At 31.6% G+C, this 14,682-nt stretch carries 19 protein-coding genes; 13 read left to right on the forward strand and 6 right to left on the reverse strand.

The genetic code is table 11. The annotated features are described in order from the left end of the window. Positions 1 to 496 precede the first annotated feature (496 nt). The 3 genes from AACV00_RS08690 to AACV00_RS08700 form a co-directional block, all read right to left on the reverse strand. Entirely contained in the window at positions 497 to 811 is a 315-nt protein-coding gene (locus AACV00_RS08690) for a helix-turn-helix domain-containing protein (RefSeq protein WP_026090443.1), read from the reverse strand. Between the two features lie 642 nt (positions 812 to 1,453). Then, positions 1,454 to 2,095, reverse strand: a complete 642-nt coding sequence (locus AACV00_RS08695; RefSeq protein WP_004247912.1) for an IbrB-like domain-containing protein — start codon at positions 2,093 to 2,095, stop codon at positions 1,454 to 1,456. Positions 2,096 to 2,107: 12 nt separating this feature from the next. Further along, entirely contained in the window at positions 2,108 to 3,334 is a 1,227-nt protein-coding gene (locus tag AACV00_RS08700) for a phosphoadenosine phosphosulfate reductase (RefSeq protein WP_110706658.1), read from the reverse strand. Between the two features lie 557 nt (positions 3,335 to 3,891). Here AACV00_RS08700 and AACV00_RS08705 point away from each other — a divergent pair. From AACV00_RS08705 to AACV00_RS08745, 9 genes are all read left to right on the forward strand, one after another. Then, a complete protein-coding gene (locus AACV00_RS08705; RefSeq protein ID WP_049208187.1) occupies positions 3,892 to 4,554 on the forward strand; it encodes a class I SAM-dependent methyltransferase in 663 nt (220 codons plus the stop codon). Between the two features lie 562 nt (positions 4,555 to 5,116). Continuing rightward, on the forward strand, positions 5,117 to 5,473 hold the full coding sequence (locus AACV00_RS08710) for an MmcQ/YjbR family DNA-binding protein (RefSeq protein ID WP_012367822.1): 357 nt from the start codon (positions 5,117 to 5,119) through the stop codon (positions 5,471 to 5,473). 202 nt (positions 5,474 to 5,675) lie between these two features. Continuing rightward, on the forward strand, positions 5,676 to 5,846 hold the full coding sequence (locus tag AACV00_RS08715; protein WP_004242531.1) for a hypothetical protein: 171 nt from the start codon (positions 5,676 to 5,678) through the stop codon (positions 5,844 to 5,846). Positions 5,847 to 6,130: 284 nt separating this feature from the next. Further along, a complete protein-coding gene (locus AACV00_RS08720; RefSeq protein ID WP_036908063.1) occupies positions 6,131 to 7,126 on the forward strand; it encodes a YbgA family protein in 996 nt (331 codons plus the stop codon). A gap of 216 nt (positions 7,127 to 7,342) precedes the next feature. Then, the gene (locus tag AACV00_RS08725; protein ID WP_004247917.1) at positions 7,343 to 7,519 is read left to right on the forward strand and encodes a hypothetical protein; all 177 of its coding nucleotides are present in this window, start codon (positions 7,343 to 7,345) and stop codon (positions 7,517 to 7,519) included. A gap of 492 nt (positions 7,520 to 8,011) precedes the next feature. Continuing rightward, positions 8,012 to 8,233 carry a YdcH family protein gene (locus AACV00_RS08730; protein ID WP_004242534.1) on the forward strand — a complete coding sequence of 74 codons (222 nt, stop codon included), beginning with the start codon at positions 8,012 to 8,014 and terminating at the stop codon, positions 8,231 to 8,233. 425 nt (positions 8,234 to 8,658) lie between these two features. Next, positions 8,659 to 8,940 (forward strand): DUF5339 domain-containing protein, encoded by a 282-nt coding sequence (locus AACV00_RS08735; protein WP_004242536.1) that lies wholly within the window; start codon positions 8,659 to 8,661, stop codon positions 8,938 to 8,940. A gap of 368 nt (positions 8,941 to 9,308) precedes the next feature. Beyond that, positions 9,309 to 9,722: a hypothetical protein gene (locus AACV00_RS08740; protein ID WP_004242537.1), complete on the forward strand. Its 414-nt coding sequence runs from the start codon at positions 9,309 to 9,311 to the stop codon at positions 9,720 to 9,722. A gap of 27 nt (positions 9,723 to 9,749) precedes the next feature. Then, on the forward strand, positions 9,750 to 9,992 hold the full coding sequence (locus tag AACV00_RS08745) for a hypothetical protein (RefSeq protein WP_004251481.1): 243 nt from the start codon (positions 9,750 to 9,752) through the stop codon (positions 9,990 to 9,992). Between the two features lie 62 nt (positions 9,993 to 10,054). Here AACV00_RS08745 and AACV00_RS08750 read toward each other — a convergent pair whose 3' ends face one another. Next, a complete protein-coding gene (locus tag AACV00_RS08750) occupies positions 10,055 to 10,615 on the reverse strand; it encodes an AAA family ATPase (protein WP_004242541.1) in 561 nt (186 codons plus the stop codon). Positions 10,616 to 10,990: 375 nt separating this feature from the next. Between AACV00_RS08750 and AACV00_RS08755 the strand changes: the two genes are divergently transcribed. The 4 genes from AACV00_RS08755 to AACV00_RS08770 all read left to right on the forward strand — a co-directional run bounded on the left by AACV00_RS08755 (position 10,991) and on the right by AACV00_RS08770 (position 13,606). Then, positions 10,991 to 11,188 carry a ParD-like family protein gene (locus AACV00_RS08755; RefSeq protein WP_004242542.1) on the forward strand — a complete coding sequence of 66 codons (198 nt, stop codon included), beginning with the start codon at positions 10,991 to 10,993 and terminating at the stop codon, positions 11,186 to 11,188. A gap of 17 nt (positions 11,189 to 11,205) precedes the next feature. After that, a complete protein-coding gene (map, locus tag AACV00_RS08760; protein WP_036918218.1) occupies positions 11,206 to 11,982 on the forward strand; it encodes a type I methionyl aminopeptidase in 777 nt (258 codons plus the stop codon). 234 nt (positions 11,983 to 12,216) lie between these two features. After that, positions 12,217 to 12,600: an antiterminator Q family protein gene (locus AACV00_RS08765; protein WP_004242548.1), complete on the forward strand. Its 384-nt coding sequence runs from the start codon at positions 12,217 to 12,219 to the stop codon at positions 12,598 to 12,600. 142 nt (positions 12,601 to 12,742) lie between these two features. Beyond that, positions 12,743 to 13,606, forward strand: coding sequence for an esterase/lipase family protein (locus tag AACV00_RS08770; RefSeq protein WP_004242549.1), 864 nt, complete (start codon positions 12,743 to 12,745; stop codon positions 13,604 to 13,606). 126 nt (positions 13,607 to 13,732) lie between these two features. Here the strand turns inward: AACV00_RS08770 and AACV00_RS08775 are convergent, their stop codons facing one another. Both AACV00_RS08775 and tnpA read right to left on the reverse strand, forming a co-directional pair. Next, entirely contained in the window at positions 13,733 to 14,164 is a 432-nt protein-coding gene (locus AACV00_RS08775; protein WP_004247923.1) for a hypothetical protein, read from the reverse strand. 118 nt (positions 14,165 to 14,282) lie between these two features. Continuing rightward, positions 14,283 to 14,681, reverse strand: coding sequence for an IS200/IS605 family transposase (tnpA, locus tag AACV00_RS08780; RefSeq protein ID WP_161680041.1), 399 nt, complete (start codon positions 14,679 to 14,681; stop codon positions 14,283 to 14,285). Between the last annotated feature and the right edge of the window lies 1 nt (position 14,682).

The raw sequence follows: 14,682 nt of genomic DNA on the forward strand, positions 1-14,682 counted from the left end.
TTTAATTTTCTTTCTATTTCTGTGGGTTGGTTAATAACATCGTTTTTGGTACTGCCCTGTGTTTTTAATAGAAAAATAACAATAAAAAACAAACAGATAAAGAATAATAATATATATCGCACTTGACTTCTCCGGTTTATAAAAAGCATGGATTGTTGATAATTTTATATACAAAATTATCAACATGTATAGTAATAAATAAGAATAATTATATTTTTATAAATAATCTTAAAGTTATCTTAATAACTTTTTTTGTACCACAGTATAATATTAACAACGGTGTTATTTTAAGTGTCGATTAAGCATACCTTCGAAAAAGGAATTCCATCGATATTCTATAGTGTTGATTGGTCTAGTATAATTTGTTTTTGGCGGGGATTTTACTAATATGAGGGCTTAATATGCTTTTGATTTTTTTGTTTGCGAGTTTTTTAATATCTAATCAAGCAAAAAGAATAATTATTCTTGAATAAAGTTAAATAATATGTATAAGGCATTATTTTTCTTTTATTGGTATAATAAATTCTGCAGATAAAGCCTGTTTTGCTTTGATGATATTTTTCTCATCTGAAAGATTAATGATTTTTTTATCCAATAAATTATAATTAGGTAATAAACTTTGTGGCGTCATATTGAGAATAAATGCAATAGAAAACAAAAGTTCTACCGTGATTTTTATGTTACCATTTTCTATTCGAGAATAATGTTGCTGGCTTATCCCTAATCGATTTCCCATTTCTATGCCTGTTAGTCTTAACTCTTTTCTTCTTTGTTTTATTTTGTGTGCAATAGTGGAGTTTATCATGGTCATCTATTTTTTATAAGGTTATAAAGCATTATTTAAAAACAATTAACTTTTAGTTAACTGCTATTAAATGTTATATCTGTATTAATTTAGTACTGCTATTAATTCTACAGTCAGAAATACAATAACTATCACTTTTAGATCGATAGCGGTAAAATTTAACATAAATGCAAATTTTTAGTATTTATAACCAAAATTATCTATTATTCTTATATATTAATATCAATATAAAGTAATTATCAAAATGTTTTTATCGATCGATTTGTAATATAATGATAGTTTCTACCTATCAAATGAATGGTTACGATCGTCAATATCAATCATTTGATTGTTATTATCATAGCAACAATAAAGAAGAGAATATCTAAAATTATTATAATTATTTATTATTTTTTTGAATGATAAATAAATTTAGGTGTATGATTTTAGTAAGATAATATGGAGCTAAAAATAAGCTGTTTTTTAGTTTTTTTAAGATAAAACATAGTATGTCATCAATATGAATTTTTCTTACTGAAAAATAATAAATTAATACTAATTTAGTAAGAAACGGAAGTAAGCCATATAAATAAATTATTTCTATGGTCGTTGATATTACTAACAAAGCACCAATAAATATATTTATTGGTGCTTTATACAAAGTTATTTCTACTTAACCGTCCAAGCTTCTGAGAAGTCGTGCTCTGAAAATAATTCAGCTAAGCCACTAATCTGTTTTAAACGTAGTACTTCATCTTGTGACATACCTAATTCATCACCAATCTTTTGGTCATTCCAACCTAATCTTGATAAATCTCTAACTATATCCGACATTGCTGCCACTTGATGTTGCCCTCTAGCCCGATTATGGCGAATAGTCGCTGCCATTTGGTCAGCCATAGTATGACTTTCAACATCAAGTATAGTAATAGGTAAATAGCCGTTAATTCGCTTGTTTAAGCTATTTTTTTTACTCAATAAATAACGATGGTAACCATCAACGACTTGCCATTGTGATGGTTTATTTTTGGATTGTTGAATAGGTAAGACAACAACAGGCTGAGTATAACCGTCTTTTACCAGAGACGTTTCTAGTAATCTCTTTTCTGTCGGAGACATGACATTGGGATTATAGTCATTAGCGATAACTTGTTGTTGCTTTATCCAAAGAACACAGTCAGTAGGTTCATTTTTAAATGGGCTTATTTGATGAAGCGATATTTTTATTTTATTGAGAGCTTCAATTTTTTGTTCATCATTTAGTTTTGCTAGGTACTCTTTTAAAACAGAAATTATAGTTTCAATGGTCATATTCACACCTTGCTAAATAAGTTGCCAGTCTTTTCGTTTTCCTTGTATCCGTTTGAAATATCGATCATAACAGTGTGATTTAGTAGGACTAAATGCTAATGTTCTACACCAAAAATCGTTACGCAAGATGGTCTTACAAATTCGTCGCCAAGAAGGTATTTGTTTAGTGCTAGTATCACCTTCTTGTGCATCAGGTATGCCATTTGGGTAATCTCGTTCGGCATACCAGCGAAGATAGACCGCTATTTTATTACGATAATGTTCTGCTGTTTTCTCTGGTAAACTGGCTAATAAAAAGTGAGCATAAGATTTCCACGTATGATGGGAAGGTTTGCTAATTTGATGCCGCCCATAGAAACCTGATTTATTACGAGGATTCGTATATAACATTCCGGCATCAGCTCCACTCACTCGTTCACAAGCAAGACTCCATGTTTCAGGCTCTAGCACATGATATAACCATAGTCCCTTGCGTTGCTCTGGCCCAAAAGGTTCACAAATACGCATTTGACTTAAACTAACGCCCGCTTGGTGCATCAGATCATAAATAGGGTTATAGGGTAAATTGAAACGCGCTATATAAGTCCAGATATCTTTAACATGCCAATCATAAATAGGGTAGGCCATATAATAAAAGCCTTCTGCTGATGCCGTTGTCCAAGGAATATCATCGGCATAACGTAACTTTCGATTATTACTAATGGCAATAAATCGGTTTAAAGATTCATCCGCTCTTATGCCTAGCAGGATAATCGAACTGCGATGATTACCTGTGATCCACTGGTTAAATGCAGGGGTAAAATCTTCAAAAAGCATATTTGGGTGATAAAAAGGGAAAAAGTGAGGGTCAGTTATCGCATCTTCTGGCGGTTGTCTTACCCATTTTTTACCAGGCTCCCATGCTGTCCATGTAGGTTCATATTGAGAAATGCCACTTTCAGTGGTGATAGGGAGTGCTATCCAGTAAAACTGTTCAATACAATCTTGGTAGATAGATTTCATTTTTATAATATGTTCTATAGTCGCAGAATATTGAACTTCCCAATCAAGAAACATCACATTAAATTTTCTATGTTGTTTTCGCGCTTGTGCGGCAACAAGATGAAAAAGCGCAGTAGAATCTTTCCCTCCCGAAAAGGAGAGAGTGATTTGTTCAAAAGTATCAAATATCCACTGGACTCTCTCTTGAGCAGCTTCTAATACATTTTTCCCCAGCGCAATTTTACGTTTCAAAGACATAACTATCACCAAAATAGATTAGCTAATGTTAGTATTATCACTTAATCATATTTAGATGATAAAGGTAAGTATTAATTGTTAGTAATTATTAATTTTATTTTAATACAGTAGAGTAACTACTCTATTTAATTGTTTTTATTAAACTAACTGATTATGGAAAGATATTACTATATTATTTCAATATGGCGTTATGCTGTATAGATCTGTGATTATGCATTTTTGGTGGTTTTTTATACTAAATATCAATTGGTTATGCAGTAAAATGTATAAAATAATCCAGCGCAAGGGCGATTTAATATCTTTTATTTACTAAAAATAAAACAGATGAATAAGTTTGCTTATCATTAAGCTGAGAAAGAAGATTTCTTAACCGGTCAATCGGCGCTTTTAATGTCAATAACACCTTACTTAACCGTTAGAGTTTGATTTGTTTTTTATTTAATTTCAATATGTTATGTCGTCTTGTTTAGATGATTACCTGTTTAACTATTCGTTATTTCCAGTTATTCGTGGTTTGTATAAATCATAGAATAATCATTTTACGACTAGGATTTTGTATGGCACTAGACACTCACAATGGAGTTAAAGTATATACCCCCACAGCATTAAAACTTTATGACTGGTGGGTATTAAATATTTCTAACCGTTATGCATGGCGTTGTGATACAGATAAATATTTGCTACCTCATTTTAAAAATAATCTTGGTGAGAACCATATGGATATTGGTGTAGGAACAGGATTTTACTTAAAAAGAGCTTTAGCTAATATAAATAAAATAGCATTAACAGATCTTAATATTAATAGCTTAGATTATGCTAAAAAAAATATTGTTGATGATAAATTAACTTATTGCTTACAGCATGATATCTATCATAAATTTCCTAATGAATTCAATTCATCGTTTGACTCTATTTCTTTATTTTATCTATTACACTGCTTACCTGGCACAATGGAAGGTAAAAAGAAAGTGATAGAAAATATAAGTAAAATATTAACGGAAAAGGGTGTTTTATATGGTGCTACTATCTTGGGGGCTGATGTTGAACACAATTTTTTTGGTAATAAATTGATGTCTGTTTATAACAAAAAAGGTATTTTTAGTAACTATTCTGACTCGGCAGATGCTTTAGAAAAAGTATTATCTTGTTTTTTTTACGATGTATCTATTCATATTCAAGGAGTTGTCGCGTTATTTACCGCGAGAAATAAAAAATTATAAAAAAAGTAGTATAGTTTGAATAAATTGAAAATGTATCAAGAAGGCGTTACACAGTTGGAGATAAAGTTAGCCTCAGAGAATTAATTTATTTGATAGAATGACAACTGTTTGATAAATAACAGTATTGCTTCTAGTGTGTATCGCTTAAAGTAACCGAAAAAAGCTTAGTTATAAAATATAACTAAGCAAAACGGGGATAATCAAATCAAAGTGTGTGTCCATTTAAGATGATCAAAAATGGATAAGCGTTAAATTATCTAACCATTGAGAATTAATCAACTAAAATTTACCAATTAATTGTAAATTAGATATTAATACTTAGTTATTTTTACTTATTTGGAGCGCTAAAAATATGTACAATACTAAAAATATTTATAAATAATTTATGTATTGATAATAAAAATAAGTAGCAATAATAATAACAATATAGTCGGGTTTTCTCTACATTTAGCATTGTTAAATAACAAATGTATAATAAATTATTTAACAGGCTGATGCCTTAATGTTAGAGATCATGCGTTTAGTGACCAAGTTATACATCATTTTATGAGATGACCGGACAATGAATAGAAAAGAGCTTATCGAGTATATACAGAAAACATATGCCGTAATCCCCGAATATTTATGGAGTAAGTACCCTAATTATGCGGTTTTCAGACATCATAATCATTCTAAATGGTTCGCCGTCATCATGGATGTCGCTGAAAACAAGCTATTTGATACGGGTAAAAATAATAAAGTCGATGTGATTAACTTAAAAGTACCGGTGCCTTTAGTGGGTGCTTTACGCTTAAAAAAAGCAGTTTATCCCGCTTATCATATGAACAAAGAGCATTGGATTTCTATTCGCTTAGACACAGATTTTGATGATGCTGAGTTAAAATCATTAATTTCTGAAAGTTACGAACTGACGCAGTGAAAGGCTTAATACTAATAATCAATAACAAGGTGAATATAATAAAAACTTATAGTTATAAATAGAATATGTTTAGAAAAAGCATCTATTTTTGATGATAATATGACTTGGAAAAAGCAAAAGTGCACCCATGTTAAAAATAACTTTATAACAGTTTTGAATCTGTGTTTCCTTAAAGTCATTGATAGCGTCAGGTGGAGTAAAGATGAACAAAGTGGTTTATAAAGTGAGTGGACTATGGAACGAAACGTCCTTTGTAAATCTATTTATTGCAACGAATGAAAAAGAAGTATTATCTGCAATTATACTATGGGCTCAGTTTAGTGGTGCAAAAGTGGATGATTTATCTATTGAGTATTATAGTTCCGTGCATTAACACAGTATTAACTTATTGATTAATAACTTAATTATTACTAAATATCAATCAATTTAATCAGATAGCTAATATTTGCTGTAAGTATATTAGCTATTTGCTATTCATATCTATCAATATTGTGATATCAGTGGTTAACGGCTATCCTTTCTTTTAATAATATTTTACAAACTAATTAAATGATAAACATAGTAAAAGTAGCATTATGTTACTAAGATAAATTATGAGCATAGATTTATTAATCTGATTAGTCAGGTTAGGTGATTGTTTCATATGAGGTCATAGCCATGCCCAAAACTCTTATGAGTCTTAAACAAAATGATTTTACGCATAAAAAAATTATCGTAGGTATTAGTTCATGCTTATTAGGGGATAAAGTGAGGTTTGATGGTGGGCATAAATGTTGTCATCTTGCTGCTGATGAATTATCTGAGTTCTTTGAATATCAATCTACTTGCCCAGAAATGGCTATTGGTTTACCGACACCCAGACCAGCATTACGATTAGTTCAGTCTAAGACTGGTGAAGTTAGGTTAAAATTTAGTAATGGAAGTGAAGGTGACTTAACCCAATTGATGAATGATTACTCTATAGAATATTTGAGGAGATTTAATCAATTTAGCGGTTATATCGTGTGTGCGAAATCACCCAGTTGTGGATTAGAACGTGTCCGGGTTTATGATCCAATAGGCAACGGCAATAAAAAATCGGGTACAGGCATTTTTACTGAAAATCTGAAAAGAATAATGCCGTGGTTACCTATAGAAGAAGATGGGCGGTTAAACGATCCCTATATTAGAGAAAATTTTATTACACGGGTGTTTGCGCTTAATGAGCTAAATCAATTGAAAATAAATAACTTTACTCGCCAGGCATTAATTGATTTTCATACAAGATACAAACTATTGTTATTAGCTCATTCACAACCGCTTTATCGGCAACTAGGGCGCTTTGTTGCTAACAATAAAGATTGGGATTCATTAGAGACTTTCTTTGTTGAATACCGTAATCGATTTATGGCTCTATTACAACATCAAGCCACACGTCGTAATCACACTAATGTTCTTATGCATGTGCAAGGATATTTTAAGCAAGATTTAACTTCTAAGCAGCGACAAGCATTAAGCCAATTGATCTTAGAGTATCGTCAAGGAATACAACCTTTATTGGCACCATTAACATTAATTAATCATTACTTATCAGAATACCCAGATAATTATCTGAGTAAACAAAAATACTTTTATCCTTATCCTCAATCTTTAAGATTACGTTATGGTTTGTAATATATTAATTCCACTACTGTATCTATTTTTATAGAAAGAAAATAACTATTTTTAATAAGTGAATTTTATATTTAAAGCAAGGGGAATAGGACTGCTTTTTGTATTTAATGCTTTGTTAATGTAAGTTAAATTATAATGTTTTGTAAAAGGATGTAAGTCAGACCGTTCTGTTTATATTTTATGTCAGTATTCTTTTTTTTATAAAAAGAGGCTGATATGTCTACAATGAAAACTGAAGTCGTTGTTATTCGTTTAACCAAACAAGAGCGAGCTGCATTAGATTCAATAAAAACGATGCCATTACTTGCAGATTGGCTAAAGGAGCTAGCCCTTTCCAAGTGGAAGGAGCAGGCATTACAATTAGAACAATCTAAAAATGGGCATAGTAATTAATGAAGTACGAGGGTAACAATCAACAATCTTAACTAAAATCCTCGATAAAAAATTATTGAATAGATTGTTAGCGATTCTATTTCAATCAGTTAAGTTATTAGTGTTATCAACTTACTGATTGCAAAAAGAAAAGCCCAATGTGGCGGCATTGGGCTTAGTGTCTCAAATAGATGGGTATATAAAAACTATTAGAGAACTCTTTTACTTTAATTCAAATTTATTTATAGAATTAACAATAAGTGCTTTTTGATAGAAGAATAGTGATGTTCGTATAAAATATGAGCATTTTTATCTTATCCTGTTTTATAGTCTTAAGTTAGACCAATTTCATGCAATAGTGTGTCGATATCCTACTTTGTTGTAGTTTTATGTTAATTTTTACTTGATATCGCTCTTGTTTTTCACATAAAGAGTATGACAGTGACAGCAATTTAAGGGAGACTTAAAAGTAGTATGACACTCATCACTCATTGATAATGGAAGGTAGGTAATATGTTTCCAGAATATCGTGATTTAATTGCTAAGCTTCGTCAAACTGATCCCCATTTCCGAGCCCTGTTTGAACAACATAATGAACTTGACCATAAAATTGTACGCTTAGAACACCGAGATAGGCGAGGATATGGAGAAGAAGTTGTTGAATTAAAAAAACAAAAATTACGTCTAAAAGAAGAAATACATCAGATCTTAAAAAATCCCCCAGAAGATGAGTAGCACAAATAAGTACTGTATGTAATTAATAAAATTAAATAGAAATAATAAAAGAAGGCCATATAGCTAATGGCCTTCTTTTATTATGGTTTAAAGGTAATATTTCTCATGATATTTATATCTTTTGATTTTTTGTGAATAAGAACTAAAAATTTTAATACTGTTTATATGTTTTTATTTTATACTGCATAAAAATATTTAATTTAGTTAAGTTGTATAGTTAAATTTTATTTAGGTTTTTATAAAGAGATGTTTTTTTATAAATATACCAGTTTTAGTTGTTAATTATTATTTTTTTATCTGATATTCATACAGAAATATAATGGCAATTAAGATTATCCTTATCCTAATTTTAATTTTCTTTGCGATAATGAAAATTCAAGACGCAGGTATCATTTTTTTTATTAATTACAAAATATAGGATATTTATGAAAAATATTATTTTAGCACTAGGTTTATTATCATTATCTTCTGTTGCTGTTTCGGCTGAATTAACAAAATCTTGCGAAGATTATTTTAAAGAAACTGATGCCTATGTCGCATTAATGGAACAAAATGATGCAACTAAAGCACAAGCAGAAACAATGAAAGCGCAATATGCTCAATCAAAAGAACAATTTGCTGCATTACCTAAAGATGTTCAAGAAAGCACCTGTAAACAAGCTTTAGATTCTTTAGAGCAAATGAAAAAAATGTCTGCTGGTCAATAAAAAATAGATTTAATTAAAGTCTTATGTTTAGAAAATAATAAGGCTTTATTTTTATTTCAAATTTAAAATTTTCCAATGTAACAATGACCATATAATAACCAGTGTTATTATATGGTCATCTTAATATTATTTTAATATAAACTATTTCTTTCTTGTTTTTTTGTGGAAATATTTCTTTTTTACTTAATATTACAATCTCTAATCAAGATAATTATCCCGCCATAACCCATCTATTAGCATTATTATTTTATATATTCTTGTTACTTGAATAAAGAATGCTTTTTATATGAAATAATTGTAATTCATTTTGTCGTCTATAAATTTTATGGAATAATTATTTACATCTATTTATTGCTCCTGTTTAAGATATGAATTGGTCTTTTATTCTAATTTTAGCTCTATTTGTAGTTGTTGGTTGTGTTGATAAAGAGAGGAATACATCTGGCTCTATAGAAAAGGTGGCAACAGAGATAGCGACTCCTACTGTTCAATATCACCACGATGAAAGTCGTTATCCCACATTTATGTTATCAAAACAATCTCGTTTTGAAATGCAAGCCAAGGAGGAAAAACAGAAATTCAATCAATTATTTAAATTTGGATTTGAAGAGCCAACCACATCTACTAATAGCGAATATTCCTATAAAAAGGAACAACGTATAAGAAAGAATGATCAGTCAATGATTATTCTGCCAGAAGCGATACCTGTATGGAATAAAGATAAACAAGAAGTTGAAGTTAAGTGGAGCTACAGACCAAAATATGTTTTTGATGCATATTAAATTTAACCTTTATGTTTTAGGAAGACTATGCGCCCAATTTTTTTGTTAATACCATTTATGTTTTTAATTGGCTGTACCGAGCAAATGAGTGTCGGAATTGGCACTTCTAGAACGCATAATATAGGATATCCGGTTTGTTCAACATTAGTTTGTGGAAAGAATACGCGAACAGTTGAAGAACAAAAGGCAATTAATGAAGCGGTGCATGAACAGCAAAGAGCTATTATGCGAGGAGAAAAACCAGATTTAAAAATTATTGCCTCATATTAAATAATACCATCAAGGAGAGTCTATTTTTTGTCCTTGATGGTATAGTCAATATAAGCGCTAAGCTAAGATAGCGATGTTATGTTGTTTATAATAAATTTTACTCTTTGGTTAACATCGGCTTTGGGTAATTCAATTAAGGTATAATTATACTGTCTATATATCGCCAGCATCGCTTGATAAGTTGCTACGGCTTCATCAAATGTCTGTTGGCGCTCTTTATCTTGTAAGTAAATTTCTTTCCATGGTGGAGCAATAAACACGGTTGTAGAATATCTATATAGCCTTATTGCGTTTTCAAGATGTTGGGGAATAGGACGCTCACAAAAGTGTAAATAACCTGCTATATCCGGTATGCCTCGGTCATAAAAATAAGGTTTGCTGTTATCATCTATATTGGATGCATCATGCCATGATCGTAGCTCCCAGCTTAACATTAACTCAGCAAAAGCGAGCGGATCAATCCAAGGAAGGGCTGAACCACCAATATGACTTTGATCTTGAATAATGGCTCTACCTGCTTCTATTGAGCAAGAGTAGCCATTTCTTCTTAACTTATTGATAATAGTGCTTTTACCAGAGCCGGGACCTCCGGTTAAAATAATACGGCAAGGTTTTTGGGACATAGTAATTCCTTAAATAATATATTTTGACTTTAAATGATTGAGGGCTGAATGCAGAAATTTTTAGAGGGAGAAAGGCGAAAAATAAGCAGTGCTAGCAAAGAAAGAGAACAAGTAAAGGAGGACAAGATATTACAATTATAATCGAAAAGAGAAAATATCAAAATAAAGCCGCATCAAAGATCAATCAATATCTATCGACCTCTTTTATAACTTATCAGGTTACTTTGTATTGCTATTTTAATAACTGATACGCATTTATGCAGATTTAAGCACATAAATCCAAATAGAAGCACTATCTGGTCATTGCAAGCTAAATAGATTACTTTTATTATATAATATATATGTTTTATTATAATTCGTATATAAGGGTTAAGTGTGGGTATTGTAAAAATTTCTGATGAGCTACATGAGTATCTTCGTAAAGCAAGTAATGTGATGTCTCGATCAGTTAATGCACAAGCAGAGTTTTGGATAAAAATTGGTATTCAAGCAGAATTAAATCCAGAAAAAACGTTTCCAATGATTATTAATGAAATGTTAGAAAAAGAAGCAATAAAACAAGAGCATAAGTAAATATAAAGGAGATTAATATGGATAAAATTACGATTAAAACCCCTGAGGAAATTGAATTAATGCGTGAATCAGGTCGTTTATTAGCCCAAGTTTTTACAATGCTTGATGATTTTATTGTGCCAGGTGTTTCCACATTAGAAATTAACGGTAAAGTAGACGATTTTATTACTCATGATCTGCAATCGAGACCTGCAAGCAAAGGACAATATGGTTATGAGTATGTACTTAATACTTCAATTAATGAGGTAGTATGCCATGGTGTTCCTAAAGCAGATGAGCTATTAAAAAGTAAAGATATTATTAATGTCGATATTACACTAGAAAAAAATGGTTTTATTGCTGATTCTAGCAAGATGTATGTCATGCCAGATGCCTCACCTATAGCAAGAAGATTAGTCAAAACAACTTACCAAGCGATGTGGGAAGGTATCAAAGAAGTTAAACCAGGTGCAACACTCGGTGATATCGGTCATGCAATCCAAAGCTTTGCACAAAGTCATGGGTATAGTGTTGTAAGAGAGTATTGTGGACACGGGATTGGTCGAGAAATGCACGAAGCCCCTCAAGTATTACATTATGGTATTCGAGGACAAGGTGTTGTACTAAAAGAAGGGATGACCTTTACCATTGAACCGATGATTAACCAAGGTGGACACAAAATAAAAACCAAAAAAGATGGTTGGACTGTAGTCACCCGTGATAAAAAATTATCGGCACAATCAGAACATACTATTTTAGTTACTGCTGATGGGTATGAAGTACTCACTTTGCGTCCAGAAGAAACACTTCCATAATAAATTAATTTATATCTATCTAATTTTTGATGCAAAAATTATGATATAAATTTATATTATTTTAATAGCTAGAAATATTATTTTTAGCTATTTTTCTATTTATATATTGATATTTAATTTTATTATTTCTATTGTATTTTTTAGATAAATAACTATATTTATATACTACAAGGACTGTATAAAAAAACAATGTGATCATATAGTGTATTTTAGAAAGATAAACAGGATGTTTATATGCAAAAAATATCAAAACTGATGGAAGCCTGGGGCTCATGGGTTGTAAATAATAATTTATATATCAATACATTAACAATAAATAAACGTGAAAATGTGCCAATACGTGTTAAATTAAGAAAAGCCTGTACTGATCGCCAAGGCATCATAGTCTCGGTATGTATGAGTAAACTACTAAAAAATCATAAAAAAGATTATGAATTACTAGTCGATTACTATGTATTTGGACAAACATTTATTCAATTAGCACAAGCGCATCGATGCTCTGATACTTATATCGGAAAAAAACTCAAAAAAGCAGAAGGCATTGTGGAAGGGATGTTAATTATGGCCGAATTAATATTTATTATTGAGAAAAATGAAAATAGTACTTTACGATCGTAATTTAAGGCTTATTCTAAACAAACTGATAGCAAATAAAGAATTGCAATAATATTGTTTATTGCAATTTATCTAATGAGTTCAACATTTGCTAATAGGATGTTAGCAATTTAATTAAGTGTTTTTAACCCCAAGGAGTGGATGTATGTCAACGAAATATCCTATCGTTTTAGTTCATGGTTTAGCTGGTTTTAATGAAATTGTTGGTTTTCCCTACTTTTATGGTATTGCAGATGCCTTAAGGCAAGATGGGCATCAAGTTTTTACCGCTTCTCTTTCTGCCTTTAATTCAAATGAAGTGCGTGGCAAGCAGTTGTGGCAATTTGTCCAGACTCTCTTACAAGAGACACAAGCGAAAAAAGTGAATTTTATAGGTCATAGCCAAGGGCCATTAGCTTGTCGTTACGTTGCGGCTAATTATCCTGATAGTGTTGCTTCGGTAACTTCAATTAATGGTGTAAATCATGGTTCAGAAATAGCCGACTTATATCGACGCATTATGCGTAAAGACAGTATCCCAGAATATATTGTCGAAAAAGTATTAAATGCATTTGGTACTATTATCTCAACATTTTCTGGTCATAGAGGCGATCCTCAAGATGCTATTGCCGCATTAGAGTCTTTAACAACAGAGCAAGTCACAGAATTTAATAACAAATACCCACAGGCATTACCTAAAATCCCTGGTGGTGAAGGTGATGAAATCGTCAATGGGGTTCATTACTACTGTTTTGGTAGCTATATTCAGGGATTAATTGCTGGGGAAAAGGGGAATCTACTGGATCCTACTCATGCGGCAATGCGTGTGTTAAATACATTCTTTACTGAAAAACAAAATGACGGCTTAGTTGGTCGCTCGAGTATGCGATTAGGCAAATTGATAAAAGATGATTATGCGCAAGATCATATTGATATGGTTAACCAAGTTGCAGGGTTAGTGGGTTATAATGAAGATATCGTTGCTATTTATACTCAGCACGCTAAATACTTAGCGAGTAAGCAACTTTAATCATGATAAGTAGTCATACTTTGTATACTATTTTGTATACTCTATAGTTATATGATAGATAGTTATATGATAGCAAGGTGGCGTAAATTATTATGGCCACCTTTTTTATTAGATGAAAATATCGAACTAGCGCTGTTTATGCACAGATATAGCAATGTGGTAACCCAATAGGTAAAGCGCTTGCTCTAGGCTATCGATTTTTGAAGTTTGATTGATATCGAGTAAACGCTCAATTTGGGCGCTATTTAGATTCATTTTTCTTGCCAGATCTGCCTTTTTAGTTTTTGTTGTTAACATGGCATTATGTAATGCGATTTTTAAGCAACTAATAGGGGGAAGATAAACAATAAAATCCCCTGATTGAGGCTCAGAAGGCATAGGGATCGGCATTTTACTCGAAATAAACTCTTCAAGTCCTACATGTAAAATATCCGAGGCTTCTAGTTCAATATCATCTTCTGTATATGCCACTGCATGTATATTGTCAAAATCACGATAAGTAATCTCGTAAGTTTCACTTTCTTCGTCAAAATGGGATGTTGCTGGATAATTGAACATAAATTGCCTAATTAATTTTAAAATTTATGCTCATGATTAAAGCATATTTAGCAGTTTTTATCCAAAGCACCGTAAAATCCCGTTCTTCAGGTCGGGGATATAAGGCGCGGTTTTTTAACTAACTAGGTGTTTCCTGTTGCTCAATGTACTGGCGGATAATGGATATTGGTGCGCCACCACAACTCCCCGCGAAATAACTCGGCGACCAAAGAACCCCCTTGTAGTAATAATGTTGGGCAATATCAGGACGATCACGTCGAAGTAATCGACTCGATACCCCTTTAAGGCTGTTAACCAGATTAGATATCGCCAGTTTTGGCGGGTAATTAATCAGTAAATGAACGTGATCCCGTTCCCCATCCATTTCAACCAGTTCAACATCAAAATCAGCACAAACACTGGCAAAGTAGCCTCGCAATTTTTCAATTGCATCCTGATCAAATATTTTTCGCCGATATTTTGTGACAAAGACCAAATGGACGTGCATCAGGAATACACAATGTCTGCCACGGCGAATA

It is taken from the genome of Proteus sp. G3927 (genome assembly GCF_963894685.1).
In the GTDB taxonomy this organism is placed as follows: Bacteria; Pseudomonadota; Gammaproteobacteria; order Enterobacterales; family Enterobacteriaceae; genus Proteus; species Proteus mirabilis.